Raw genomic sequence first — 23,151 nt, forward strand, 5'->3', positions numbered from 1 at the left:
AAAGGAGGTGAGTGGATGACAGATTACAAGCTGACCGTTGAACTGCTTGAAGCTCGCATTGCACCCATCGGTGGTTGGAGCAATGGCGGCCAGTTACCAGGGATACCGTAAAGGTCTTCCATGATAGGGCAGGCTTCTCAGCCTGCCCTCCCTTTATCACCGAGCAACTCTCCGAGTTGCTTTATTTGTTTGGCCAGGAAGGCCACTGATCGCTTTTGCCGGTACCGTTGCCGGTCCGCCTCGTTGCGCAGACTATCGACAATTTCTTTACACAGTTGCAGGCCTTTTTTGCTGTCCTGGTAGCATCTCTCCCAGGCACCGCGAGTGTGTTGCAGTCTCGCGCTTAGCGCCAGTCCGACCACCATCTCCGGCAGCAATCTGCATCGTTGGGCCACGGTGAGCGCCTTGCCCACGAACGTCTCGGCTCTGTCAGGTTCTCCGGCCTCAAGCAGGGCTTCGCCGATAAGGTTGCACATCCAGGCCAGTTCAATGTCTTCCGTCAATCCGACAGGAATCCCCTGCAGTTGTTCCGCCAGGGCCTCGGCCTTGTCGAACAGCCGGCGTTCCAGAAGAAATTCAAGTCGGTTGAAGGCCAGCAACTGTCTCTCGCGGGCCATGTGCAGATTCTCGGTGAGTTCTTCAGTGCGGCGCACGTAGGCCGGGTCGTCACTCATCCGGGTGATCAGCAGCAGGGCACCGAGCTGGCTCTCGCTGTGGCCGATGGAGTCTGCCTCGTCGAGTGCTTGGCGGGCCAGGGACAGGGCCTGGCCGTCATCTCCGACCGCGTGTCGAAGGGCGGCCTCCTGCAGTTGAAGGGCTGTCTCCAGGAATCTATGATCCATCTCACGGCAGAATTGCCGGGCCGTCTTCAGGTAGTCTTCAGCTTCGGAGAATCGGCCCAGGCGCCGGTAGACCGCGGCCAGGTTGGCGTTGAAGACACCGAGATCCGCCTTGGAGTTCAGAGACTGAGCCAGCTCCAGGCCCTCGCGAAAGTAGTCCAAAGACGCCCGGAGTTGCCCGGCCGTGATCATTATTTCCGCCAGGTTCGAAAGGTTGAACAGGATTTCCTTCTTGGAGCCAATGCGGCGATTTAGCTCGAGTGATTCGGACAGGCAGTCGGCCGCCCGGCCGATTTCTCCGGTCATGTAGAAGGCATATCCGAGGTTGTTCAGGGTGCGGGCTATTTCTCCGGCGTGGCCGATCTCCTTCTTGAACTCGAGAGCCAGGTTTAGAACAGAGAGGCAGCGCGTATAGCGTCCCTGCGCGCCGTAAACGTTCCCGATGTTGTTGAGGGTGGAAGCCACCTCGGCCCTGGCATCCAGCTGCCGCTGAATCCTCAGCGCCCGGCGGTACTTGCTCAGCGCGTCGGGCAACTGGGCGGTAAGCCAGTAGATGTTGCCGAGGTTGTTCAGCACGTGCGATATCTCGAGCCGGTCATCCAACTGTCGAAAGATGTCGAGTGATTGTTCCAGGGCTTCAAGCCCTCTGGCGAACTCTTGTCTGAGACGGTACAGGTCGCCGAGATCCTTATACGTCTCCGCCAGCAGCTTGTCCGGCGGCCTGTTCCGGTACAGGTCGATCAACTCGCGGTAGGTCAGCAGGGCTTCTTCGGTCTCGCCGTTCTCCTTGTGGCAGTCACCCCGCAGCATCAGCAGGTTGCGCACGAAGAACTGATTATTCAGGAGTGCCGCGTACCGTATGACACGGTTGATCAGCGCCACGGCCTCGGTGTTGCGGTGATCCCGGTTAAGTTCGATGGCGCACTGGTACGCGCATCGCTCGGCGCCGTCAAGCTCCCCCGCCTGGATGAAGAGGTCGACGGCCGCCCGGAGCCGGCCCAGCCGTTCGGCCTGGAGCGCATACCTGGCCGAGAGCTTTCTCACCGTTCCGGTTCGCAGCAGGGGCCGCAGGAGCGTGATAAGCGCCGGCGGGATCGTGACGCCGCCCGTACGGCCGGTCAGGTTGAGCTTCCGCGCCGTCTTGTAATCGCCAACAACTGCGGCCATGATGCTCTCTTTCTTCAGCGCATCAGGCAGACTCTGAAAAACCTGAAGCTGCCGCCGACGGCAGGCTGCCGGCCAATAGATGGTCTGCTTGAAATGAAATCGCCCGGCGTCGTAGACCATGTTGTGGCGGACGAAGTTGGCCGTCAACACCAGCCGCAGCTGGGCGTTGTCTCCGTCGCACAGCAGGTCCAGCCGCTCTTTCTCCGCCTCCGACACGGAGACGGCAGCGCGGACGTTTTCCTCATAGTCTTTGTGCGGCTGCAGGAGGTGGGCCGGTCGGAGTGCCCGGGCAAACGGATAGCATGCCCCCAGGGCTTCCAGTTCACGGCACACCTCAATCGCCTTGCCCGGACGATCCGAAGCGTCCTTGGCCAGAAGGCGGCTCACGAGGCCGGCGACTTCCGGCGGGATGTCCCGTCGAAATCGGTTCACCGGGTACGGTTCTTCCTCGCGGACGCGGGCGTTCACGCGCATCGGTTCACTTTCGTCGTGCATAAAGGGATGCCTGCCGGTGAGCAACTGGTAGGCCGTCACGCCGAGCGCAAACAGGTCCGAGCTGTGGCTGACCACGCTATCCGTGATCGTCTCGGGGGCCATGTAGCCGACTGTCCCCAGGCCAAGCCGCCGGCTGTTGTCCTCTGAGACGAGGCGGCCCAGTGAGAAATCGGAGAGCTTTGCATAGAACAGGACCTTGGCCGGGGTGTCGGCCCAGTATGGCGGGATGAAGATGTTCTCGGGCTTGAGATCACCGTGCACCAGGCCCGCGGCGTTCAGGAATTCCAGGTCGACGGCAATTGCCGATATCAGGTCGAGCGTCTTATGCGGGTCCTCGACACGGCCCAGCTCGGCCAGCGACGGCCCCTCGCACAATTCGAGCATCAGGTACTCGCCCTCCCTTTGGGGCGGTTCGAGCAGCCGTACCAGGCCGGGGTAGCGACGGTCGCCGATCAACGCGTATTCTCTTTGGGCCAGATCAGCAAACGGGTGAGTCAGGCTTTTTGCCGTGTTCAGCGGGAACTTGAGCGCGGCCTTGATGTGAAGGTCGGTAACGAATGCCTTTACAACCTCGGCGGTTCCGCCGGTGCCGAGAGGTTCGATGCGTTGGAACCGGGCGTTGTCACGGGGCGTCGGCATTTACATCTGTAGCGCCTTCTGACGCTGTACGCGTGGAATGACGATTCTGAAAACGCTGCCTTCGTTCTCCTTGGAGTGCACGGTTATGTCGCCGCCGTGCAGCTCCAGGATCTTACGGCAGTTGTGCAGCCCCAGACCGTGCCCGCCCTTCTTGGTGGAGAAGTGCAGGGCAAAGATCTTCTCCTGAACCTCCGAAGCCATTCCGGTGCCGTTGTCGGAAACCTCCACGATCGCCTGGTCCGTATCCTTGTCGTAGGACGTACGGATGGCGATCTCTCTTGTGAATTCCCGTCCCTCATCCTGGGCATGAGTGGAACGTTCGCCGATGGCGTCGGCCGCGTTTATGAGCAGGTTCATAAGCACCTGCTGAATCTGTCCGACGTCTATCTCCACTTTCGGCAGGCCGGCGTTCAGGTCGTTGGTGAAGTGAATGAGTTTGAACCTTGGCTGGATGTGGAGAGAAAAGAGAACGTCTTCGACCAGGTTGTTCAGGTCATAGGTGACGTACTCCGACTCCGGCCGGGAGAAATCCATCAGGTTATCAACGAAGCGCTTGATCTTAAGGATGTTCTCGGTGATCGACCTGGCGTTGAACCCGATCTTGTCAAGCTTGCCGCGGTCGATGTTCATGGTCAGCAATTCGGCGTTGTTCGAAATGATTGACAGGTAGTTGTTCAATTCGTGGGCCACCGAGGCCGCCATTTCTCCCTTGGCCACCAGCTTCTCCGAGAGAATCACGTACTGCTCCATCGTAATTTTCTCGGTGACGTCCTCCGCCGTCATGACCAGACCGTCGCTTCCGTCAGTCAGGCCGGCCAACGGGCACAGCTTCAGTGAAAGCACCTTCTCCACGTAGCCGGTATTGTGATAGAATCGGGGGTCGGCGTATTCCTGCTTTGTAGCCAGGGCCGTGGTGATCATGGAGCGCCAGCGCGAGCGTTCCGACTCCGGGATGCAGTCGAGAAACATGCTCGGCTGACCGCCCTGACTCGTTATCCGGACCGTGCGCACATCCAGGTCAAAGATCTCCAGGGCGGCCGGGTTGATGGTGGCGATGGCCCCGCGCGAGTCGACGACGATAATGCCCACCGGCGAAGTGCTCACCACCGATTCGTTATACTGCTCCAGCCGCAGGAGCGAGTCGTAGATACTGGCGTTATGAAGAGCGTTTGACGCCAGTTGCGCGTACAACTCGAACAGGTACAGGTCCGACTTGAGAAACATCTTGGTCTGGCTCGAGTTGTCGAGGTAGATGACGCCGATGACTTTCTCCTTGACGATGAGCGGCACGCACATGATCGAGCGGAGGTGCAGTTCCATGACCGACTTGTGATGCGCGTACCGATCATCGGCCATGGCGTCGGATGTATAGACCGGCTTTCCGGTCCGCGCCACCTCGGAGGTAACGCTGCTGGAGATGTAGAAATCCTCTTCCATCATCTCTTCTTTGCAGAGGTTGTACGCGGACTTGACCTGTAGCCGCTCATTCTCGTCCAGAAGCATGATAAGGCCGCGTTCGGCCTGCATCAGTTCAATGGCCTTGTGCATCACTCGCTGCAGGACGTTATCGAGCACGAGCGAGGAGTTGACCGCCAGGGTGGTCTCGAGCAGGGCTCGAAGATCGGCGTTGCGCGCAGAATCGCCTGACTGCTCCGCCTTTATCCGGGGATTCGTTTCCGCTACCGCTTCGAGCGTCGCCTCCAAATCGGCGAACATGTCGGCAGTCATGCGCACTGTGTTTTCGCCGGCGTCACCAGACCCCGGATCGACCGCCGTTAGTTCTTCCACTGTTTTGTCACGACCGAGCTGTTTCATCGTTGTCCTGTACGTTTTTGGGGCTGTCTCTTCCACGTAATTATCGGCAGAAAGGCGGTTTGGCTTAGTCCGGATGCCCGCAGGAAGGGGGCGCAAGGGGCCTTACGGGCGCCCGGCAAGTTCCGGCAGCGAGAAGGAGCGGGAGTGGGCGCTATACTCTCTCCGGCCATACCCGGTCAGGCCGAGGAATTTCCTGAAGAGAAAGCGTACCGGTGATTCCGAGGAACCCGGTCGGTCCGCCGCAGGCTCTGCTAAGTTGAAATCAGTCAGCGTGATACAGGCGATGGTTACTTGCAAGGCATAGCGAACGTCCGGGTCGAGAGAATCCACAACGGCCAGAGGTATGATCACGGAGTCTTCCAGGTAGCGATTCAGCCCGGTCAGCGAGACGAACGGGCCGGCGCGGCCGGAGTCGACGGTCGAAATTATGATGACAAAGTCCTCGGCCACCGGGCGGAATCTCACCTGGAACGTGCGCTCACGGGCGCCGACCCGGCGGTCACCGAAGAACCTTCGAGACGCCGTCAGGGCCAGACGGCATTCAAACAAGACATCAATGCCGTCCCGTAATTGCTCCACCTCCTCCGCCCCCAGAAACCGTCTCAGATCGATCCAGACGGCCACGTCTGAGCCGGTAACAAAGATGTCGAATTCAACGGTGAGTTCGTCCGCCCTGGCGTCTCCCGGGCCTGCCACCAGCAGAACCGCCAGCGCAAGGAGGGCTGACCGGACGGCTGCCGTCATGAGAGTCTGCCCATGCGCCGGTGGTGCGAATTAAAACACATGAGCGAAACGGGCGTAGATCTGCGAATTGTCATCAGAACGATCCAGCCGCTTGGCCAGGCTGATGCGGAAGTCGTCGCCGAAGTAAGCGGCAATCCCGATTGAGTGTTTCAGCTCTATATCGCGGTCGATGCTGGCATCATTGGCGATCTGAGCAACGTCCCAGAGCAGTGAAAGAGCCAGATCGGTTTTCGGGAAGTCCACCCGGTATTCGGCGTTGGCCATCCAGAAGCGGCTGCCCATAAGTTCCTTGTGTTTGTATCCGCGCAGGGTCCCCAGACCTCCCATGTAGAACCGCTTGTACATCGGCAGGTACCCGTCGGAACCGCCGTACATGGCGCGCAACAACAGCATGATTCGCCGATGCACCCTCTGATACCGCCGCACACTGACCGTGTACCGCCGGTAGTCAAAATCAGAACCCAGGTCGGGAGTGGACCACTCGATCTCTCCCGTGACCGCCCAGGCTGACTGACTGTACGGGCTGTCCATGTCGCGGGTGTCAAAGTCCACGCGCGCCGAGAGATCGGCATTGGTCGCGGTGTCCAGTTCAGCGATCCCGATACTCCGGTAGGCCGGGTCTACGCGCGCGAAGTTGGCCGGGAAGTCCTTGTGGGAGCCAAACAACGAAAACAGGTTCCTGTGGGCGCCAAGCCAGGCCGTCTCTTCGTACCGGTACCGGCCCAGCAACTCGAGATCCTGCAGCGGGCTGACGGTCACGTAAACCGTGCCGCCTTCGGCCTCGTAGTAGTCCTTGAAATCCTCGTTCACCAGCAGGGTGAAGCATATGTTCTCCCTGTCCTCCAGCAACCAGTCATCCTGCGAGGCCAGTCGCCGGTAGTACTCGCCGCCTATGGACAGCGGCGGTCGCCGCAAGATGGTCTGCTCCAGCCCCACGGCGTACCGCCACCGCTCCGAGGCGAAGGCGTACCCGATCGACGCCCAGACCGAAGGCAGGAGAGAATCGATATCCGAGTGCCGCAGGCCGACGCCCAGAGCGGCTCCGTCGACCCGGTTGTAATCGAAATCGCCGGTGAACTCTAACTCCTCCTCGCGCTGCCAGCGGCGAAACCGATGCTTGACCCGGTGCTTGCCGGTGTATATTTCGCCGTAGATGGACGCGTCACGGGAGGCATCGACCCGGCCGGTTATGGAGACGACGTCCCCACGCACGACGGCATCCGGCCCGATGGCTACGTCGCCGAACAGCGATATGACGTCCTTGTTGACTTCACCGTACACCTTGACGCGTCCCGCCACCGAGAACACGAGTCCCCGGATGAATTCGTCCTCATCGACAGTCACACCGTTGAAAGGCTCCACGCGGTTCCGGTACCTGATTCGTGAGGGTCGGTCAACTGCGGCGGTTCGAGCGAAGAAGGTGACAACGGTGTGGTCCGTAGATTCCTCGACGCGCGCGTCGTAAATCTCGTCGTAGGGCAGGACTTCACCGGCGAGGTGCAACCCGTCCTTGTCGAAGATCACCCGGTCACCGGCTACTATGCGCCCGTCGTCTTCTCTGATCTCGTCCAGCGCGAAGCGGTCGGTGAAGTACCGGTCCGCCATGGGAATGGTGATTTCCGCATTCTGCTTGTCGAACGAGATTTCGAAGTATTCCTTACCTGCCTGAGAGCGCCGGTATTCTTTGTACTGAGTTTCTTGTGCGACGGCGCAGGTTGAAGCACAGACAGCAGCCAGTGTCAGGCATGCCAGCAAACGGTTACGTATTCTGCGAGTCATGTTCCCTCCGTTTTACCGGCTTATAAACAAGTATCGTGCCAATATATCAACCTGTTATTCTACAGGCGCTTATGTCCGCCGACAAGATAATACTGTGGCGTTGCGCCACGCCTCCGCACAGTTCCCGGTCAGGGAATCTTCAGCCTGAAGTCCTTCACTTTTCGCGACAGGTTGCTGCGATCGATCTTCAGACGCCGCGCCGTCTCTGAGATGTTCCCGCCGGTTTGCCCCAGGGTCTTCTCGATGATCTGCCTTTCCAACAGGGCGAGACGTTCGCCCAGCGACAACTCCGTCGGTCCGGGGCAGGCCGCGCCGGCCGGACCCCTGAATTCGGCGTCGATGTCCTCCGGCTGAACCGTCCGCCCCCGGTACAGGATGGTCAGGCGCTCGATCAGGTTTTTCAGTTGGCGGACGTTGCCCGGATAGAGGAGCGTGCCGATGCAAGCCAGCGCCTCGGCTGACAGCTTTACCGACTGTGAGGGGTCAAAGCGGCGCAGGAACTCGCCCACGAGGAGCGGAATATCCTCGCGTCGTTCGGCCAGCGACGGCACCCTGAGAACAAAGACCGACACGCGGAAATAGAGGTCCTGGCGAAATCTGCCTTCGCGCACAAGTTGTTCCAGGTCCTGGTTGGTGGCGCATATGATGCGAGTATCCACCAGCCTGTGGCTGTCGGCGCCCAGCGTCTCGATTTCGCCGGTTTCCAGGACGCGCAGAAGTTTGGCCTGACAGGGCAGAGGCAAATCGCCAATCTCGTCCAGGAATATCGTGCCGCCGTCGGCCATCACAAACTTGCCGGGATAGTCTTTGATTGCACCCGTAAACGCGCCCTTGACGTGGCCGAAAAGCTCGGATTCGAACAGGGTTTCCGGAATGCCCGGACAGTTCACCCTGATGAACGGACGATCACGACGGTGGCTCTGAAGGTACAGGCGCGTGGCCACCAGTTCCTTGCCGGTGCCGTTCTCGCCGGTCACAAGCACGGTCGTGTCCACGGGGGCCACGCGGGAAATGGTCGCCAGCGTTTTCTTGATCGCCGCCGACTGCCCCACGATGCGGCACCGCTCATCCATCTCGTCCACCAGCACCGTCCGCTGACGATCAGCCGCGGCCAGAAGCAGGGCGGTTTTCGCTGACGCAATCAGCTTCTCCGGCAGCACCGGTTTTTCGAGAAAGTCAACGGCCCCGAGCCGTACGGCTTCAAGCGCCATCGGAATATCCGCCTGGCCGGAAATGACGAGGACGGGCGGCGCCAGAGGATCTGCCTTGAGCTGCCGGAGAAAGTCCAGACCGGACTGCCCCGGCAACTGCAGATCGAGAAGGATCAGCTCGAAGGATTGCCGCGCGCATTTCTCGGCAGCCTGTTCGGCCGAGGCCGCGGTCACCGGTGAGTATCCCTCGTCCTTCAAAAGCGAGGAGAACGAGAGGGTGATATTGGGCTCGTCGTCAACGATGAGAATGGATATTCGCATGCTTCATTTCTTTGTCGGCAGTGAAATGGTCACGGTCGTGCCGTGCCCCGGGCGGGATTCGACCAGAACCTGACCGCCCAGTTCGCTGATTGATTTTTCCACAATCGCCAGGCCGAGACCGGTCCCGGCTTCTTTTGTCGTGAAATAGGGCAACCGCGCCTGGGCGAGAGTATTCGCATCCATGCCCGCCCCGTCGTCGCGCACGGTTATGCTGGCGCGCTCGGCGTCGGTTGTCACGCTCAATTCGATCCGCCCGCCCTCACCGGTGGCATCGATTGCATTCTGCAGCAGGTTGTGCAGTGCCTCGCGAAGATAGGTGCCGTCGGTTCGCCAGCGCAAGCTGGCCGGCGCGGAGAGAACCAACTGGCGGCTGACACACTGCTGCTGGTAGAGACTGACTATCGAGCGCGCGAGATCGGCCAGGTCAAGGTCTTCCAAGGCAGGTGCCGGGAGTTTGGCAAGGTGCGAAAAGCGGTCGGCCAGGCCGGTCAGGTGACGGATTTCCTCGGAGGCTGCCTTGAGGGGTTCGTGAATTTCACTGAGCGCGGGGGAGTCGGCCAACTGCTTCTCGATTCGGTACAGTGATACCAGAAGCGGCTGCAAGGGGTTTTTCAGTTCGTGGGCAAAACGCCGGGCTACCTGACGCCAAGCCGCGACGCGTTCCGTCTGGGCCAGCCTGGTGGTGGCCCGGTCGAGCTGCCGGGCCATCCGGTTGAAGCTGACAATCAGCGTTCGGAGTTCTCCTTCACCCGAAGCCTTCACCTCCTGGCGGAAGTCGCCGCCGGCAATCCTGCCTGACGCCCTGCTGAGCTCCTGAAGCGGCCGGGCGAGGTTTCGCGACAGGCGCGACGAAAAGAAATAGGCACCGCCCATTGCCAGCAGGGAGAGGACCACAAACAGCACCCCGACGAACTGCAGGTACTCGGATCGCAGGCGGCGGCTCGAACTCTTCAGGGCCGTTTCCCGGCGGATCGTCTCCAGCAATCCCGCGTATCCCCGGTCATGAACGATCCCCGCGTAAACGACCCCGGCGGAGTCCGTACCGCTGCGCACCCATTGGTAGAGACGATGGTCCGCCTCGACGAACCCGCGATCACGGCTCTGTCCCGCGCGTGTCATATTCTCCAGCGCTTCCTGCGGCAACACGGAATCGATCGGAGCCGTAACGGTCCGGGGGTCGCCAAAAGCATACAGGAAATCCAACCGGCCTTCCGGGACGGTGCCGGTCTGGACGTACTGCTCAAGCGCTCGGCCGATCCGTTCGTACAGGTAATCGTTGTAGTAGCCGGTCACCTGGTCGATCCCGGAGTCCTCCCGGCGGTCGGCCAGGCCGGTCTCGGTCGTAAGGTAGTAACCCGCCACGGCCAGCGTCACGACCGGCACGATCGAGAAAACGAGGAAGAGGCGAAACAGCTTTCGTTGAAACGAGGCCTTCATAAGGTCGTGTGGTCACTTCCGTGTGCGCATGCGCCGGTCATAATCGGCCAGGGCCTGCCAGTGGGCTTCGAAGGCAATGTTCTCAGGGAGCTCATCGAACCCGAAAAAACGAACGTCCTGGGCGTCGTCGGACGCGCTCAGCAGACCCCCGATCACCTCTCCGAGATAGAGTATAAGGACGGCGTTGGATCGAGGATCGTCCTGTCCCGAGTATACTTCAAAGAACGAGTTTATTTTCACTTTGAGGCCGGTTTCTTCCTCCAGTTCCCGCACGGCCGTCTGCTCCGGGTGCTCGTGCCATTCCATGAAGCCGGCCGGGATGCACCACCAGCCGACTTTCGGCGGATGCGCACGTTTGACCAGCAGAATGCGATCCTGCTGGACAATGATGACACCGGCCGCCGGGACGGGGTTCTGGTAGTAGACAAAGTCACAATCCCCGGCCTCGCATACGAGGCGCCGATGGCCGTCGAGTACATGCTCGCTAAGGGGCCGCGCGCACAGGGGACAGTACCTGTAGTCGCAGAAGCGGGCTTTCCTCAGAAACAGCCGCTCGGCGTCGAAATGGTCGTGTTTTCGTGTCATGGATCCTCACCTCCGGTCGGTGATCTTCATAGCTACGATCGTGGTGTCATCCTGGGGTGGATAGGTCGGGTCGAAGCCTCGCACGTCCCGCATGAGATCGTCCACGATGGTACGCGGATCCTTGGAGCGTGACCTGACCAGGTGATCGCGAATCCGCGTCTCGCCGTACTCCTCTCCGTCGCTGTTCATGGCTTCCGAGAGGCCGTCCGTAAACAGGAAGAGGATGTCCTCAGCCCTGAGTTGGACGGAGGCCGAGGTGTACTTCATGTCGGAGAGAGCGCCGATGATCGGTCCGCCTTCGTCGAGGAGTTCGACGTCGCCGTTTGCCCTGACAAGGATCGGGTAATTGTGGCCGGCGTTGGCGTAGTGGAACACGTCACTGTCACTGTCGATCTCGCCGTAGAAGAGCGTCACGTACTTTTCGGCCGAGGTGGAGTGCACGATCTGCTGGTTCATGTTCTCCATCATGGTGGAGATCGGATTGCCGTTGTTGACCTCGCAGCGGATTATGGCCTGCACCTGGGCAATCAGCAGCGCCGCCGGCATACCCTTCCCGGAAGCATCGGCGATCACGACGCCCACGCGTTTCTGCTCCGCGATGGTGATGAAGTCGTAGAAGTCACCGCCGACGGTGCGCGAGGGCGTGGACTGGGCAACGATAACGCTGCCCGGCAGCTGGGGCGGATGGTCGGGCAGGAGGTCAAGCTGAATCTGCCTGGCCATGCTGACTTCCTCTTCAAGCCGTATCTTCTCCAGCGAGTCGGCATACAGGCGCGCGTTGGTCAACGCGGTCACCATCTGGTTGGACAGCACGCCCAGCAGGTTGTAGTCCTCGGGCGTGTACCGGTAGCCGGCGGCTTTGGAGGTCAGGGCCAGAAAACCGAGCAGGTGCTGGGCGTCCTTCATGGGCAGGATCAGCCTGATCTTCATCTGGTGCAGGATAGAAGCCAGTTGCGAGTCTTTCTCATAATCGCCCAGGCTGCCGAAATTCGTCGGCCTGTCCAGCAGGTTGATCCCGCGAAGCATGAGGTCGTCGCGGTCGATAACGGTGCGGCGAGGGTAGTCGTCGCTCTGGAGAATCGCATACTCACCGACACCGTCGTCGTACAGCACGAAGTATACATTGTCGATAAGAAGCGCCGTCTTCAGGGTGTCCTGAATCGATTGCCGCAGCTTGACCGGGTCAAACACGGAGATCACCTGGCGCGAGAACCGCTCCATGATGTAGCGGTAGTCGGTGCGGGTGCGCATGAACATGGAGCGAACCACGTTGTCGATCCAGTTGCTGATGGGTGGAAACACCAGCAGCAGCAGGACGATGAAAACATAGCTCACCGTTTGAGCGCGCTCGCCGAAGATCGGCGTCAGGAGTTCCTGCGACCGCAAGGCCAGAAACACGTACGTGCCGACAAGCAGGGTCGAGGCGAAAGTGTAAATGAGCGACTGGCGGAAAACCAGGCGGACGTCGAGAAACTGGTGACGAACGATGGCGTACGCGAAAAACCCCGCACCGGTCGTCATGGCCCCGATGCGAAGGAGAGTCCCGGGGCTGTCGCCCAGGTCGTGTTCCACGACGTAGGTGACAAGGTACGACAAGATGTACAGCCCGAGCCCGAGCCGCGTCCCCCACAGCACGGCACTCGTCTGACTAAGCAGCCTGGGGTTGGTGACGTACCGCCGGCCGGCCTCGAGAAGGTAAACCGCCACGACCACGTAGAAGACGTTGATCGTTCCGAATACCGATTGCTCATACGTGCGCAGCAGGCCGAGAAGGATCACCAGGCGTGAGAACAGGTAGGACAACGGGCCCAGGATGATGCTCAGGAAACCGCCCTCGGCCGCGGAGGCGGACAGGCTCTCGGCAATCTGGCTGAGCTCGCGAAACGACAGCACCAGCAGCAGGTGCATCAGTTGCGGAATCAGGATGACGAGGATCAACCGGGGTCGCCGCACCGTCCTGAGACGCTCTATGGGGAAGTGCAGGGAAAATACCACCAGCAGCGGGAAGAAGAATTCCCAGGCCAGGTAAAGGTTGTAAAAGGCGGTCTGGTCCAGCGGTTGACCGGCGCTCGTGTCCTGTAGCAGAATCGCTCCGAGAGCCATCGAGATGGGACCGAACCCGGCGAAAAACAGCATGGCCCCCGTGATCCGGTTGATCCGGTTGCTGATGTTGTCACGAGTGACCGTGATGGCCAGGAAAATGAGAAAGCCACCCGTCAGGAAATATGTCAGTGTTTTCAGCAGTTCGACGTTCATCGCCACAGAACCCTGGCGCCGGTTACCGGCTCAGATTATCTTGCTGATTGTAACCGCTGTTCCCCTGTCGCTTGTCTTGAAGTCGACCGAGTCCACGAGCGACCTCACGATAAAGATGCCGCGTCCCACTTCCTTGAGCAGGTTCTCCTCGGCAAGAGGGTCCTCAACGTTATCAGGGTCAAAACCGCCTCCCTGATCGGAGACGGTTATATGCACCTGGTCTTCACGTTTCTGGATCCGGATCGTCACTGTCTTGTCCGGTGAGGATTTGTTGCCGTGCAGCATGGCGTTGTTGACCAGTTCGGTGACGGAGATGGCAACATCGGCGATCACCGACTCGCCGGCGCCGTATCCCCGCAGCGTGGCTTCGAGAAAGGCGTCTACGTCCGTCAGGTACTCCTGGTCCGAGGGAACAACCATCGTGTCCCCAACGATTTTCGGTCTAGACATGTAGCTGGGTACTCCAAAAAAACAGGCAGACGGTCACCCGTCTACCTGGCGCTTTCGGGCATAGGTTCACTCACGGATCATCGTCATCTACTTGAAACTCTCGATGGCAGCGTCAACTGAATCATACGCCTCAAATACCGTTACCAGTTTGGTGATGGTAAGAAGGGACTGGATTTTATCAGTGACGTTGGCCAGTTTCAACACACCGTCGTTGTTTCTGAGCGTAGTGTACCCGGAGATCAATATCCCCAGGCCGGTGGAGTTCATCCAGTCCACCTTGCCCAGGTCAATGATTACCTGCTTCTTGCCCTGGTCAATGTACTCGTGGAGCTTGTCATGAAGAAGGCTTGCATCCGGCCCGCCCATGATCTTGCCCTTGGGTTCGAGGACGACAAAACCATCCTGTTCGCGATCAGTCAATCTCATGACGAAGGGTCTCCCGTGCAATAGTTTAATACGCAGGAACGCACGCCGGGTTTCCGAATGCATAGAACCCGCTAAGTTCTTAATTACCTTACTATTGCAGGACAAGTCAAGTCGTTTTTGTGCGTCCCGGCCCCGGACCGGGAAAGCCGGGTCGGCTCTGCAGGTCAGGCGCTCTGCCGCTTTACGGACTCCATGGGCGAGAATTCCAGAGCCTTGGTCGGGCAGAAGTGGGCGCAGACGGGGTCCCCGCCGCACAGGTCGCACTTTACGATGATGCCGTTCTGCCCGTCATGCAGCGAGCAGCCGAACGGGCACGCGGCCACACAGGCCAGGCAGCGGACACAGCGGTCATCGTCAAGCACCATGGCGCCGGTTTCAGGATTGCGGGTAATGGCGTTCACCAGGCAGGACTTGGCGCAGGCGGGATCCTCGCACTGCAAACACGTGACCGGCACCCAGAGTTCCTTGAAGCCGCCGTCAAGGGGATAAATGCGGCTCAGCCCCAGCTTGCCGTCAACGGCGTGGGTGAACGAGCAGGCCAGCTCGCAGGTGCGGCAGCCTATGCAGAGGGTCGGTGTAACTACCAGGCGTGCTTCCACGGTTTATTCCTCCCGTCCCCACTGAGAGATCTTCCCCATCGTCCCCGCAAGCTCCTTGCGGTGGGCGCGGTCACTCAACTGGAAATACTCTTTTGGGATTTCGCGGTGCGCCGAGAGAAACTCAGCGAATTCGCGCGTGACGGTCGGCAGGCCGGTCTGCTCACAGGTAAGCAACTCGAACTTCCTGTCCCAGATGGTCCTGGTGGTGCCCTTGTCGGTGTACGTAATGAATCCGGTAGGGCATACCTGGGCGCAACTCAGACAGCCCACGCAATCGGGTGGTGGCTGCCACAGGGGGGGCGCAATCTCCTTGCCGTGGCCCCTGTTGACCGAGGATATGGCATGAAATCCCATTTCGTCGCAGACGCGCGTGCACAGTCCGCAGAGGATGCAGTCGTCACCGTCCACGACCTCCTGGTAGCTCGTGCGCATGATGCCGTACTCGGCGGCCATGTCCCGAATGAGCCTGGCGCGGGGGGACCGGGCCAGCATCAGGTCGAGGACCGTTCGGCGAAGCTCAATGACCTCGGGCGTGTGCGTACTCACGATCAGCCCGTCTTCGGCCGGGTAGAGGCACGAGGTGACGTAGTTCTTCCACCCGTTCCAGTCGGATTTGGTAATCTCGACGGTGCACAGCCGGCACGCACCGTAGGGTTCGACGGCGTCGTGATGGCAGAGGGCAGGGACGTCGATCTGCTGTCGCCTGATGACGGCCAGCAGCATCTCTCCTTCGTCGGCCTCTACCAGCTTGCCGTTTATGGTCAGCGTAACCATCATCGTCTCCTAGTAAACGTCTATCGCCTCGTAGCGGCAGACCGCAAGGCAGGCCCCACACTTGGTGCATTTGTCCTGGTCGAGCACGTGAACCTCCTGCTTCTTTCCGGTGATGGCGTTGTAAGCGCAGGCGCTGATACAGGCCATGCACCCGGTGCACTTCTCGTTGATTTCATACCGGATAAGCTCGCGGCAGACGCCTGCCGGACACCGTTTGTCGCGGATGTGGGCCAGGTAGTCGTCCCTGAAATACCGTATCGTGCTCAGGAACGGGTTTGGCCCGGACTTGCCGAGTCCGCAGAGCGAACCCCGGACTATCACCTCGGAGAGCCGTTCCATCCTGTCCAGGTCCTCTTCGACGGCCCGTCCCTCGGTGACGGCCGCGACCAGGGCGTGCAACTGGTACAGTCCTTCCCGGCAGGGCACGCACTTGCCGCACGACTCCGACACCAGGAACGAGAGGAAGTACCTGGCCACGTCCACCATGCACGTCTTGTCGTCCATTACGATCATGCCGCCCGAGCCCATCATCGAGCCGGCCTCGGTTAGCGTGTCGAAATCGACCGGCAGGTCAAGTTTGGATTCGGGCAGGCAGCCGCCCGAGGGGCCGCCGGTCTGAACCGCTTTGAACGGGCGGTCGTCGATAGTGCCGCCGCCGATGTCGTAAATGATCTCCCGCAGCGTGATCCCCATCGGTACTTCGATCAGCCCCGTGTTCTTGACTTTGCCGACAAGCGAGAACGCCTTGGTACCGGCGCTTCCCGACGTTCCGACCTTCCTGAACCAATCGGCGCCCTTTTCTATGATGGTGGGGACGTTGGCGAAGGTCTCGACGTTGTTCAGCACCGTCGGTTTATCGTACAGCCCTTTCGTGACGGACCGGATGTACTTGGCACGCGGTTCGCCCACGGCTCCGGCGACTGATTTCATCAGCGCCGAGGACTCGCCGCAGACGAAGGCACCCGCCCCGCGGGCGACACGGACCCGGAAACTGAAATCGCTGCCGAGGATGTTGTCTCCCATCAGGCCGGTCTCTTCGCACTGCTCAACGGCCTGCTGGAGCCGAACCACCGCCAGCGGATACTCTTCACGAACGTAGACGTACCCCTCCGTCGCTCCGACGGCATAAGCGGCTATGAGCATTCCCTCGAGCACGATGTGCGGATCGCCCTCCATGATCGCGCGGTCCATGAATGCCCCGGGGTCACCCTCGTCACCGTTGCAAATCACGTAGCGGACGTCCGATACAACGTCGCGGCACGAACGCCACTTCCGCCCGGTGGCAAAACCGCCGCCGCCCCGGCCGCGAAGGCCCGAGTCGGTGACTTCCTTGATTACACCATCGGGCGTCATCTTTTCAAGGACCCTGGCCAGTGCCTGGTATCCTCCGGTGGCAATGTAGTCGTCGATTTCGGCAGGGTGGATTTTGCCGAGATTGCGCAGTGCAATCCGTCGCTGGTGCGAGTAGAAGCCTATTTCCGGATAGGTCTCTTCAGTGCGGTTGGTTGCTGGATCGGTGTATAGCAGCTTGTCAATGATTTCGCCGTTTCTGATGGACCTTTCAAGTATCTCTTCGACGTCCTTGGGTTTGACCCTGGTGTAAAACCACCCCTGGGGTTCAATCACGACCAGCGGCCCCTTTTCGCACAGGCCGTGGCAGCCGGTATCCCGAAGCGCCTTGACGGAGAAGTCCTTTATGCGGCGGTTTTTGAGCACCTTGTGAAAGGCATCGACAATCTTCTGCGAGCCGCTGGCCAGGCATCCGGGCCCACAACAGACGATGATCCGCCGGGGAAATCTGTCCCGCGCCGCCAGGGCTTCCTTCTGCCGCTTCCTCAGTTGCTGGACGTTCCGTATGTGCATGTCACTTGACCTTGAGCACTTTCTTGACGGTGTTGACGTTCATAGTGCCGTGGTACTTGCCGTTAACGATTACCACCGGCGCCATGGCGCAGGCGCCGACACAGGCGACCACTTCGAGCGTGAATTTGTAGTCGGGCGTCGTCTGACCGACCTGAATCCCAAGCTGCGTCTCCAACTGCTGCTGGATCAGGTTGGCGCCGCGAATGTGGCAGGCCGTCCCCTTGCACAGGCGGACGATGTTGTCTCCGCGCCGGTGCAGGCTGAAGGCGTTGTAGAACGTCGCCACCGAAAAGACTCGGCTTAACGGCACCTTGAGGGCCTCGGCGGCGGCCTCGAGCGCTTCACACGGCAGGTAGTGATACTCCTGCTGTATGTCCTGTAGCACCATTATCAGTGAGTCGGGTTTACGAGGATGGCGATCGATCAGCCGGGGCAGCTTGCTGAAATCGTGGCTCATGCCTTTCTCTCCTGCTTGCGGGCCGAGATCGCCAGTTCATATCCCTGCGCCAACGCTTTCACGTTGGCGGCCAGCAGCTCCTTCTTCCGGCCGAGCTTCTCCTTCATGACCTCTCTGAGGTTGTCCAGCTCGACGATTCCGGAGGCTCCGGCGAAGGCTCCGAGCATGACGATGTTGGCTACTCTGACGTTACCGGCTTCGATGGCCATCTGGCTGGCCGGGACAAGGATCTCGGTGACGTCGGTGCGGTCCGTCGTCACGTTGATCAGCGACGAATTGACCACCAGCAGGCCGCCCGGTTTGACTTGGGGAGAGAATTTGTCAAAGGACGGACGATTGAAAACGCACGCCGCCCTGGGGTTGGCAATAATCGGCGAACCGATTCTGCGGTCTGACACCACGACCGTGCAATAGGCGGTTCCTCCTCGCATCTCCGGCCCGTACGACGGGATCCAGACAACCTGTTTGCCCTCCCGGATACCGGTGTAGGCGAGAAGCTGTCCGGCGACCATGATTCCCTGCCCGCCGAAACCGGCCCAGGTCACTTCGTACTGTGCCATCAGCCGTCTCCCTCCATCTCAGGTGACTTGTAACACCCCAGAGGGTAGTAGGCGACCATGTTCTCCTCGAGCCAGGCCGTGGCTTCGCTCGGTGTCTTGCCCCAGTTGGTCGGGCACGTGGAGAGCACTTCGACCAGGGAAAAGCACCTCTCCTGAACTTGGTACGTGAAGGCTCGCCTGATAGCCTGTTTTGCCCTGATGATGTGCCGAGCCGAGTGCACCGCGACCCGCTCGATGTACGACGGCGTGAACAGGGTCGCCAGCAACTCCGAGACCCGCACCGGCTGACCGACGACCGTTACGTCGCGGCCCAGGGGACACGTCGTCGTCACCTGGCCGGCCAGGGTGGTGGGAGCCATCTGACCGCCGGTCATGCCGTACACGGCGTTGTTGACGAATATAGTGGTGATCTTCTCACCACGGTTCGCCGCGTGGACGATCTCGCCCATGCCGATGGACGCCAGGTCGCCGTCACCCTGGTACGTAAAAACGATGAGATCCGGGCGTAACCGTTTGAAACCGGTCGCAACGGCCGGTGCCCGGCCGTGCGCGGCTTCGAGGAAATCACAGTTGAAATAGTTGTACGCAAAAACCGCGCATCCGACCGGCGCCACGCCGACGGTACGTTCCCGCACGCCCAACTCGTCGAGCACCTCGGCGACCAGCCGATGTATCACGCCGTGCGTGCAGCCGGGACAGTAGTGGGTCACTCTGTCCGTGAGGGAGTCCGGACGGGCGAAAATTGTTTTGGTCTGATCAGCCATAGTCACTGGCCTCTCTTTCTGCGCGGTCGGGCGGATGACTCTTCTCGGACGAGCTTCTTGATCTGCTCCTTGACGTCTTCGGGCGTCGGAACGACCCCGCCGGTGCGGCCGAAGAATTTCACCGGCCGGATACCGACGATCGCCCTCTCAACGTCCTCCAGCATCTGCCCGAGACTCATTTCCACTGTGAGAACCATCTGGATGTTCTTGCGCGAGGCTTCCTTTTTCAAAGCCTCGTTCGGGAAGGGGAAAAGCGAGATCGGCCGGAACAGCCCCACCGAGAACCCTTCCTCCTCCATCTCGTCGATGACCGTCTGGCAGATGCGGGCCATGGTGCCGTACGATGCGATCAGGATCCTGTTTTTTGGTTTGACCTTGTAAAGCTCAAACCGCACTTCCTCGCGCTTCATCTGCTCGTATTTTCGGGAAAGAGTCAGGCTGTTGCGTTCCAGTGCCAGGGGATCCAGGTCCAGCGACTTGATTATTCGCGGTGATCGCCCCTTCGCGCCGGTAGTGGCCCAGTCCTTCGGCGGCAGTTCCGGCTCGGTGTGATGCTCAGGAAACTCCACCGGTTCCATCATCTGACCGATCATGCCGTCGCCGATGATCATGACCGGGTTACGATACTTGTCGGCAAGATAGAAGGCCTGCATCGTCAGGTCGACTGCCTCCTGGATAGTTGAGGGAGCCAGAACGAGGCAGTGGTAGTCGCCGTGACCGCCGCCCTTGGTCGCCTGGAAGTAGTCGGACTGCGCCGGCAGAATGCCGCCGAGTCCGGGTCCGCCCCGCATGATGTTGAAGAGTACGCACGGGAGTTGCGCACCCGCGATGTACGAAATGGCTTCCTGCATGAGACTGATGCCGGGGCTGGAGGAAGACGTGAAAACGCGCTTGCCCGTCGCCGCCGCCCCGAAGAGCATGTTGCTGACCGCGACCTCGCTTTCCGCCTGAAGAAACACCCCGCCGACTTCCGGCATCCGTCTGGCCAGGTACTCGGCCACCTCCGTCTGCGGAGTTATCGGGTAACAGAAGTAATTGGTCGCTCCCGCCCTGATGGCCGCCTCGGCAATCGCCTCGTTACCTTTCATCAAGATCTTTGCCATCGTTTCATCCTCTTGCTCTTCCACATGCCTCAGTAGGCGAACAGGCTGTACATCGTTCCGTTTGACTGCACCGTGATGGCCACATCAGGGCAGACGATGGCACAGATACGACAGCCGATACACCGGGACGGGTCGTGCATTTGCGCGTAAAAGTACCCGCGAAGCGTGATATCCTGCGATAAAGAAAGAATCTGCTGCGGACAGGCCTTGACGCAGAGTTCGCAACCTTTACAGTGGTTCTTGTCAACGATGACACCCGGCATCAGAGAATCCTCATCTATGCGTCAGGCCCCGCAGGTTTGCGTCGTTCCCACGGCTTCAGAAGAGTACGGTCAAGAGCCAGCACCGGAACGTCAATCGCCCCCGCATCGAGCCGGCCGGCAATGTCCGCCGTGACCGTCAGCAGCCTTACGGGCAGCCCCGCCTGCTCACCAACTTCTCGTGTCAGTTGCAGTCCGTCCATGACGGTTTCGACGGTGGTCTCTTCCAGCAGGTGGGTATTGGAAATACAGCCGGTGAACTTCAGCCCGCAGGCCTCCTCGATATCCCGCATAAGCTTTAGCGTCCCCTGAAGCGTCGCGGTAAACGGCCGGTTTCGATTGAGCACCATTAGCAGGTCATAGCGTCCCGGTACGAAAGCCTCTCGCAGTGAACTGAGAACCCGCGCGCCGAGATCCTCGCCGCCCACGTCGAGAATCAACATGCCGGTGTTGGCCTTAATGGCACCCTTTATTTCGGGGATGATTATCGGGGTATCGGCGTAAGCCTGGTCGCCGGGCGGAATCAGCGACCTGATTCCCAGGGCAGCGAGTTCGTCGGCCGCTTCACGGGATCTGAAATAGGGGTTAATGATGTCCAGATCGGCTATCGTCACCGCAAGGCTCTGGCTTTGAGCCAGGTAACGCGCGAGGTTTACGGATACTTCTGATTTGCCGCTGCCGAACCCGCCTACAATGGCGATGATTCCCCTGTCGAAGGCAGGGGACTGAAACCGGATTGTCTCTCTCGTCATTGTTGTTATTTCCATCCGTGACGCTTCCACCTACCTTGGGCAACCCCTCTGGGGATAAAGAAATAGCAATCCAGGACAAGCTTTGTGTTATTTAATCCTAACCTCAAATATCGCAGCTTTTGCCTCTAAAGTCAAGCCGATTTGTGAAAAAAATAACGACGATAATGGAATTGACAGCCCCGGGAAAGATAATTATACTCTTATGTTGTTTGCACTTATGAAAATCAAGAGAAATTTTATCCCGCATTCGATAAAACCGGAAACCGGTGTTTCGTCACCCTCGGTTCGGCAAGGGGTGAGCTTTGTCAGACGGCTTGTGGTGTTGGCGGTCATAGCTATGGCGATCGCGTGCTCACGCCAGCAGGAGTCGGGAAAGCCTGCCGTACCGAACCCATATGAGGGCTGGAAGTACTTCACGTCAGAGAACGTGCGCATTTTCTATCCGCCGGGCCATCCAAACGAGGCGCAATTCCCCGAAGTCTGCTCGCGCTACGTTGACGCGATCAGGCAGGTCACCGAGAAGCTCGGCATGGAGCCGTACACTGATACATTGCTCGTGATCTACTACTCAGGGTGGGGTTCCGGACGGGAAATTACCGGGCGAGAGTACCCGTTCGGTACCGACAGCGCCATCCATCTCTGGTTGCCGAGCTTTCCCGGGCCGACCCTTATGCAGCATCTTCTGCCGCGCTGGGTACCGTTAGAGCCGCGGTCCGCGTTCCTCAAGCACGGTCTGATCGCCCTGTTTGATTTCTCCGGCCAGAACTACCACCTTTCGACAATCAGGCACTACAACCAGGGTAAGTTCATCGGGCTCGCCGATCTGGCTGCGGACACGACTGTCAACAGCAACATCGAACGGTACCAGTCGGCCGAAGCGGCATCGTTCGTAGCTTTTTGTCTGGCGCAGGCCGGGGAAGAGGGGATCAGGGCCTTGTATGCATCGCAACTGCCGTTCGAGCAGAGCAGCCGGACCCTGTTCGGTCTCGAGGTGGACTCCTTGGAGACTCTCTGGCTCAGATTTGTGCGTTTGAACGTACCTTCCGATTCCATCCATGATTCGCTGTGAGGCCGGAGCAATCCCATATACTGAAACCAAGCTGAGTGTTAACAGTTGCGAGGTAAGCCATGGCAGAGGCAGAGTGGAAGACCGCCATTACGGATATCGGGCCGGGGAGAATCGCTGTTCGAGGTTACAGCATCACCGACATTATGGAGCGCCTGTCATACGCGGAGGCGGTGTACCTGATATTGAAGGGGGAGTTGCCGGGGCAGGCGGAAGCGGCGTTGATGAACGCGATTCTCGTATCCTCGATCGATCACGGAGCATCCCCGCCGTCGGTCCTCGGAGCGCGAACGGTCATGTCCGGGGGCAATTCACTTAACGCAGCGGTCGCCGGCGGTGTGCTCGTAATCGGAGATTCGCATGGCGGAGCCATCGAGCAGTCGGCGCGGATCATGCAGGAATGGGCCGGGGAGCTGGACGACTCGGCCGGCAACGTCGTCGATGTAGCCGGGCGGCTCGTGGACCGGCTCAAGAAGACCGGGAAGCGGATGCCGGGCTTCGGCCACAGGCTTCACAAGGTTGATCCGCGGACAGCCCAGCTGTTCGGGGTTGCTGAGCGTCACGGATACAGCGGCAGGCACATCGCGCTGTGCAAAGCGCTTGAGAAGGTTCTTGCTGAGAAACTCGGAAAGCAGTTGCCAATCAACGTCGATGGTGCCATTGCGGCCGTCATCTCCGACATGGGGTTCGACTGGAGACTCGGCAAGGGGTTTTTCATCATTTCGCGGGTCCCCGGGCTGGTGGCGCACGCCTATGAAGAAATGACCCGGGAGAAACCGATGCGCAAGCTCGGACCCACGCCGTACGAGTATGACGGTCCGCCTGACAGGGCTCTGTGAGATCCTGTTT

The 23,151-nt window shown here is 59.9% G+C and carries 21 protein-coding genes; 2 read left to right on the plus strand and 19 right to left on the minus strand.

The features are described from left to right. Positions 1–137: 137 nt before the first annotated feature. From VMY05_10535 to VMY05_10625, 19 genes are all read right to left on the minus strand, one after another. Entirely contained in the window at positions 138–3,140 is a 3,003-nt protein-coding gene (locus VMY05_10535; protein HUV31511.1) for a tetratricopeptide repeat protein, read from the minus strand. Continuing rightward, positions 3,141–4,955: an ATP-binding protein gene (locus VMY05_10540; protein ID HUV31512.1), complete on the minus strand. Its 1,815-nt coding sequence runs from the start codon at positions 4,953–4,955 to the stop codon at positions 3,141–3,143. A 102-nt stretch (positions 4,956–5,057) separates the two neighbouring features. Next, entirely contained in the window at positions 5,058–5,699 is a 642-nt protein-coding gene (locus VMY05_10545) for a DUF4390 domain-containing protein (protein ID HUV31513.1), read from the minus strand. 30 nt (positions 5,700–5,729) lie between these two features. Continuing rightward, positions 5,730–7,478: a BamA/TamA family outer membrane protein gene (locus VMY05_10550; protein ID HUV31514.1), complete on the minus strand. Its 1,749-nt coding sequence runs from the start codon at positions 7,476–7,478 to the stop codon at positions 5,730–5,732. A 128-nt stretch (positions 7,479–7,606) separates the two neighbouring features. Further along, positions 7,607–8,950 carry a sigma-54 dependent transcriptional regulator gene (locus tag VMY05_10555; protein ID HUV31515.1) on the minus strand — a complete coding sequence of 448 codons (1,344 nt, stop codon included), beginning with the start codon at positions 8,948–8,950 and terminating at the stop codon, positions 7,607–7,609. Positions 8,951–8,953: 3 nt separating this feature from the next. Further along, entirely contained in the window at positions 8,954–10,387 is a 1,434-nt protein-coding gene (locus VMY05_10560) for a HAMP domain-containing sensor histidine kinase (protein HUV31516.1), read from the minus strand. 12 nt (positions 10,388–10,399) lie between these two features. After that, positions 10,400–10,972, minus strand: a complete 573-nt coding sequence (locus VMY05_10565; protein ID HUV31517.1) for an NUDIX hydrolase — start codon at positions 10,970–10,972, stop codon at positions 10,400–10,402. Between the two features lie 6 nt (positions 10,973–10,978). Continuing rightward, positions 10,979–13,228 carry a SpoIIE family protein phosphatase gene (locus tag VMY05_10570; protein ID HUV31518.1) on the minus strand — a complete coding sequence of 750 codons (2,250 nt, stop codon included), beginning with the start codon at positions 13,226–13,228 and terminating at the stop codon, positions 10,979–10,981. Between the two features lie 30 nt (positions 13,229–13,258). Further along, positions 13,259–13,678 (minus strand): ATP-binding protein, encoded by a 420-nt coding sequence (locus VMY05_10575; GenBank protein ID HUV31519.1) that lies wholly within the window; start codon positions 13,676–13,678, stop codon positions 13,259–13,261. A gap of 87 nt (positions 13,679–13,765) precedes the next feature. Then, positions 13,766–14,104 (minus strand): STAS domain-containing protein, encoded by a 339-nt coding sequence (locus VMY05_10580; GenBank protein ID HUV31520.1) that lies wholly within the window; start codon positions 14,102–14,104, stop codon positions 13,766–13,768. A gap of 164 nt (positions 14,105–14,268) precedes the next feature. Continuing rightward, positions 14,269–14,703: a 4Fe-4S dicluster domain-containing protein gene (locus VMY05_10585; protein HUV31521.1), complete on the minus strand. Its 435-nt coding sequence runs from the start codon at positions 14,701–14,703 to the stop codon at positions 14,269–14,271. A gap of 3 nt (positions 14,704–14,706) precedes the next feature. After that, positions 14,707–15,480, minus strand: a complete 774-nt coding sequence (locus VMY05_10590; GenBank protein ID HUV31522.1) for a 2Fe-2S iron-sulfur cluster-binding protein — start codon at positions 15,478–15,480, stop codon at positions 14,707–14,709. Between the two features lie 6 nt (positions 15,481–15,486). Then, on the minus strand, positions 15,487–17,340 hold the full coding sequence (locus VMY05_10595; protein ID HUV31523.1) for an NADH-ubiquinone oxidoreductase-F iron-sulfur binding region domain-containing protein: 1,854 nt from the start codon (positions 17,338–17,340) through the stop codon (positions 15,487–15,489). 1 nt (position 17,341) lies between these two features. Beyond that, positions 17,342–17,797, minus strand: a complete 456-nt coding sequence (locus VMY05_10600; GenBank protein HUV31524.1) for an NAD(P)H-dependent oxidoreductase subunit E — start codon at positions 17,795–17,797, stop codon at positions 17,342–17,344. Further along, a complete protein-coding gene (locus VMY05_10605) occupies positions 17,794–18,357 on the minus strand; it encodes a 2-oxoacid:acceptor oxidoreductase family protein (protein HUV31525.1) in 564 nt (187 codons plus the stop codon). Before VMY05_10605 ends, VMY05_10600 begins: the two co-directional genes overlap by 4 nt. Continuing rightward, positions 18,357–19,121 (minus strand): thiamine pyrophosphate-dependent enzyme, encoded by a 765-nt coding sequence (locus VMY05_10610; protein ID HUV31526.1) that lies wholly within the window; start codon positions 19,119–19,121, stop codon positions 18,357–18,359. The genes VMY05_10605 and VMY05_10610 overlap by 1 nt, the downstream gene beginning before the upstream one ends. 2 nt (positions 19,122–19,123) lie before the next feature. Continuing rightward, the gene (gene vorB, locus VMY05_10615) at positions 19,124–20,224 is read right to left on the minus strand and encodes a 3-methyl-2-oxobutanoate dehydrogenase subunit VorB (protein ID HUV31527.1); all 1,101 of its coding nucleotides are present in this window, start codon (positions 20,222–20,224) and stop codon (positions 19,124–19,126) included. Between the two features lie 29 nt (positions 20,225–20,253). Further along, positions 20,254–20,487: a 4Fe-4S binding protein gene (locus VMY05_10620; GenBank protein ID HUV31528.1), complete on the minus strand. Its 234-nt coding sequence runs from the start codon at positions 20,485–20,487 to the stop codon at positions 20,254–20,256. A 14-nt stretch (positions 20,488–20,501) separates the two neighbouring features. Beyond that, positions 20,502–21,236, minus strand: a complete 735-nt coding sequence (locus VMY05_10625) for a cobalamin biosynthesis protein CbiA (GenBank protein ID HUV31529.1) — start codon at positions 21,234–21,236, stop codon at positions 20,502–20,504. Positions 21,237–21,453: 217 nt separating this feature from the next. On the opposite strand from VMY05_10625, the gene VMY05_10630 reads away from it, so the two are divergent. Together VMY05_10630 and VMY05_10635 are read left to right on the plus strand one after the other, a co-directional pair. Continuing rightward, the gene (locus VMY05_10630) at positions 21,454–22,305 is read left to right on the plus strand and encodes a hypothetical protein (GenBank protein ID HUV31530.1); all 852 of its coding nucleotides are present in this window, start codon (positions 21,454–21,456) and stop codon (positions 22,303–22,305) included. Positions 22,306–22,364: 59 nt separating this feature from the next. Then, the gene (locus tag VMY05_10635; GenBank protein ID HUV31531.1) at positions 22,365–23,141 is read left to right on the plus strand and encodes a citryl-CoA lyase; all 777 of its coding nucleotides are present in this window, start codon (positions 22,365–22,367) and stop codon (positions 23,139–23,141) included. Positions 23,142–23,151 lie beyond the last annotated feature (10 nt).

It is taken from the genome of Acidobacteriota bacterium, assembly GCA_035529075.1.
Classification (GTDB): Bacteria; Zixibacteria; MSB-5A5; order GN15; family FEB-12; genus DATKXK01.

Coding starts and splice junctions, on each gene's coding strand:
- VMY05_10535 (HUV31511.1), bottom strand. CDS start 3,140: ATGCCGACGCCCCGTGACAACGCCCGGTTCCAACGCATCGAACCTCTC.
- VMY05_10540 (HUV31512.1), bottom strand. CDS start 4,955: ATGAAACAGCTCGGTCGTGACAAAACAGTGGAAGAACTAACGGCGGTC.
- VMY05_10545 (HUV31513.1), bottom strand. CDS start 5,699: ATGACGGCAGCCGTCCGGTCAGCCCTCCTTGCGCTGGCGGTTCTGCTG.
- VMY05_10550 (HUV31514.1), bottom strand. CDS start 7,478: ATGACTCGCAGAATACGTAACCGTTTGCTGGCATGCCTGACACTGGCT.
- VMY05_10555 (HUV31515.1), bottom strand. CDS start 8,950: ATGCGAATATCCATTCTCATCGTTGACGACGAGCCCAATATCACCCTC.
- VMY05_10560 (HUV31516.1), bottom strand. CDS start 10,387: ATGAAGGCCTCGTTTCAACGAAAGCTGTTTCGCCTCTTCCTCGTTTTC.
- VMY05_10565 (HUV31517.1), bottom strand. CDS start 10,972: ATGACACGAAAACACGACCATTTCGACGCCGAGCGGCTGTTTCTGAGG.
- VMY05_10570 (HUV31518.1), bottom strand. CDS start 13,228: ATGAACGTCGAACTGCTGAAAACACTGACATATTTCCTGACGGGTGGC.
- VMY05_10575 (HUV31519.1), bottom strand. CDS start 13,678: ATGTCTAGACCGAAAATCGTTGGGGACACGATGGTTGTTCCCTCGGAC.
- VMY05_10580 (HUV31520.1), bottom strand. CDS start 14,104: ATGAGATTGACTGATCGCGAACAGGATGGTTTTGTCGTCCTCGAACCC.
- VMY05_10590 (HUV31522.1), bottom strand. CDS start 15,480: ATGATGGTTACGCTGACCATAAACGGCAAGCTGGTAGAGGCCGACGAA.
- VMY05_10595 (HUV31523.1), bottom strand. CDS start 17,340: ATGCACATACGGAACGTCCAGCAACTGAGGAAGCGGCAGAAGGAAGCC.
- VMY05_10600 (HUV31524.1), bottom strand. CDS start 17,797: ATGAGCCACGATTTCAGCAAGCTGCCCCGGCTGATCGATCGCCATCCT.
- VMY05_10605 (HUV31525.1), bottom strand. CDS start 18,357: ATGGCACAGTACGAAGTGACCTGGGCCGGTTTCGGCGGGCAGGGAATC.
- VMY05_10610 (HUV31526.1), bottom strand. CDS start 19,121: ATGGCTGATCAGACCAAAACAATTTTCGCCCGTCCGGACTCCCTCACG.
- vorB (HUV31527.1), bottom strand. CDS start 20,224: ATGGCAAAGATCTTGATGAAAGGTAACGAGGCGATTGCCGAGGCGGCC.
- VMY05_10620 (HUV31528.1), bottom strand. CDS start 20,487: ATGCCGGGTGTCATCGTTGACAAGAACCACTGTAAAGGTTGCGAACTC.
- VMY05_10625 (HUV31529.1), bottom strand. CDS start 21,236: ATGACGAGAGAGACAATCCGGTTTCAGTCCCCTGCCTTCGACAGGGGA.
- VMY05_10630 (HUV31530.1), top strand. CDS start 21,454: ATGAAAATCAAGAGAAATTTTATCCCGCATTCGATAAAACCGGAAACC.
- VMY05_10635 (HUV31531.1), top strand. CDS start 22,365: ATGGCAGAGGCAGAGTGGAAGACCGCCATTACGGATATCGGGCCGGGG.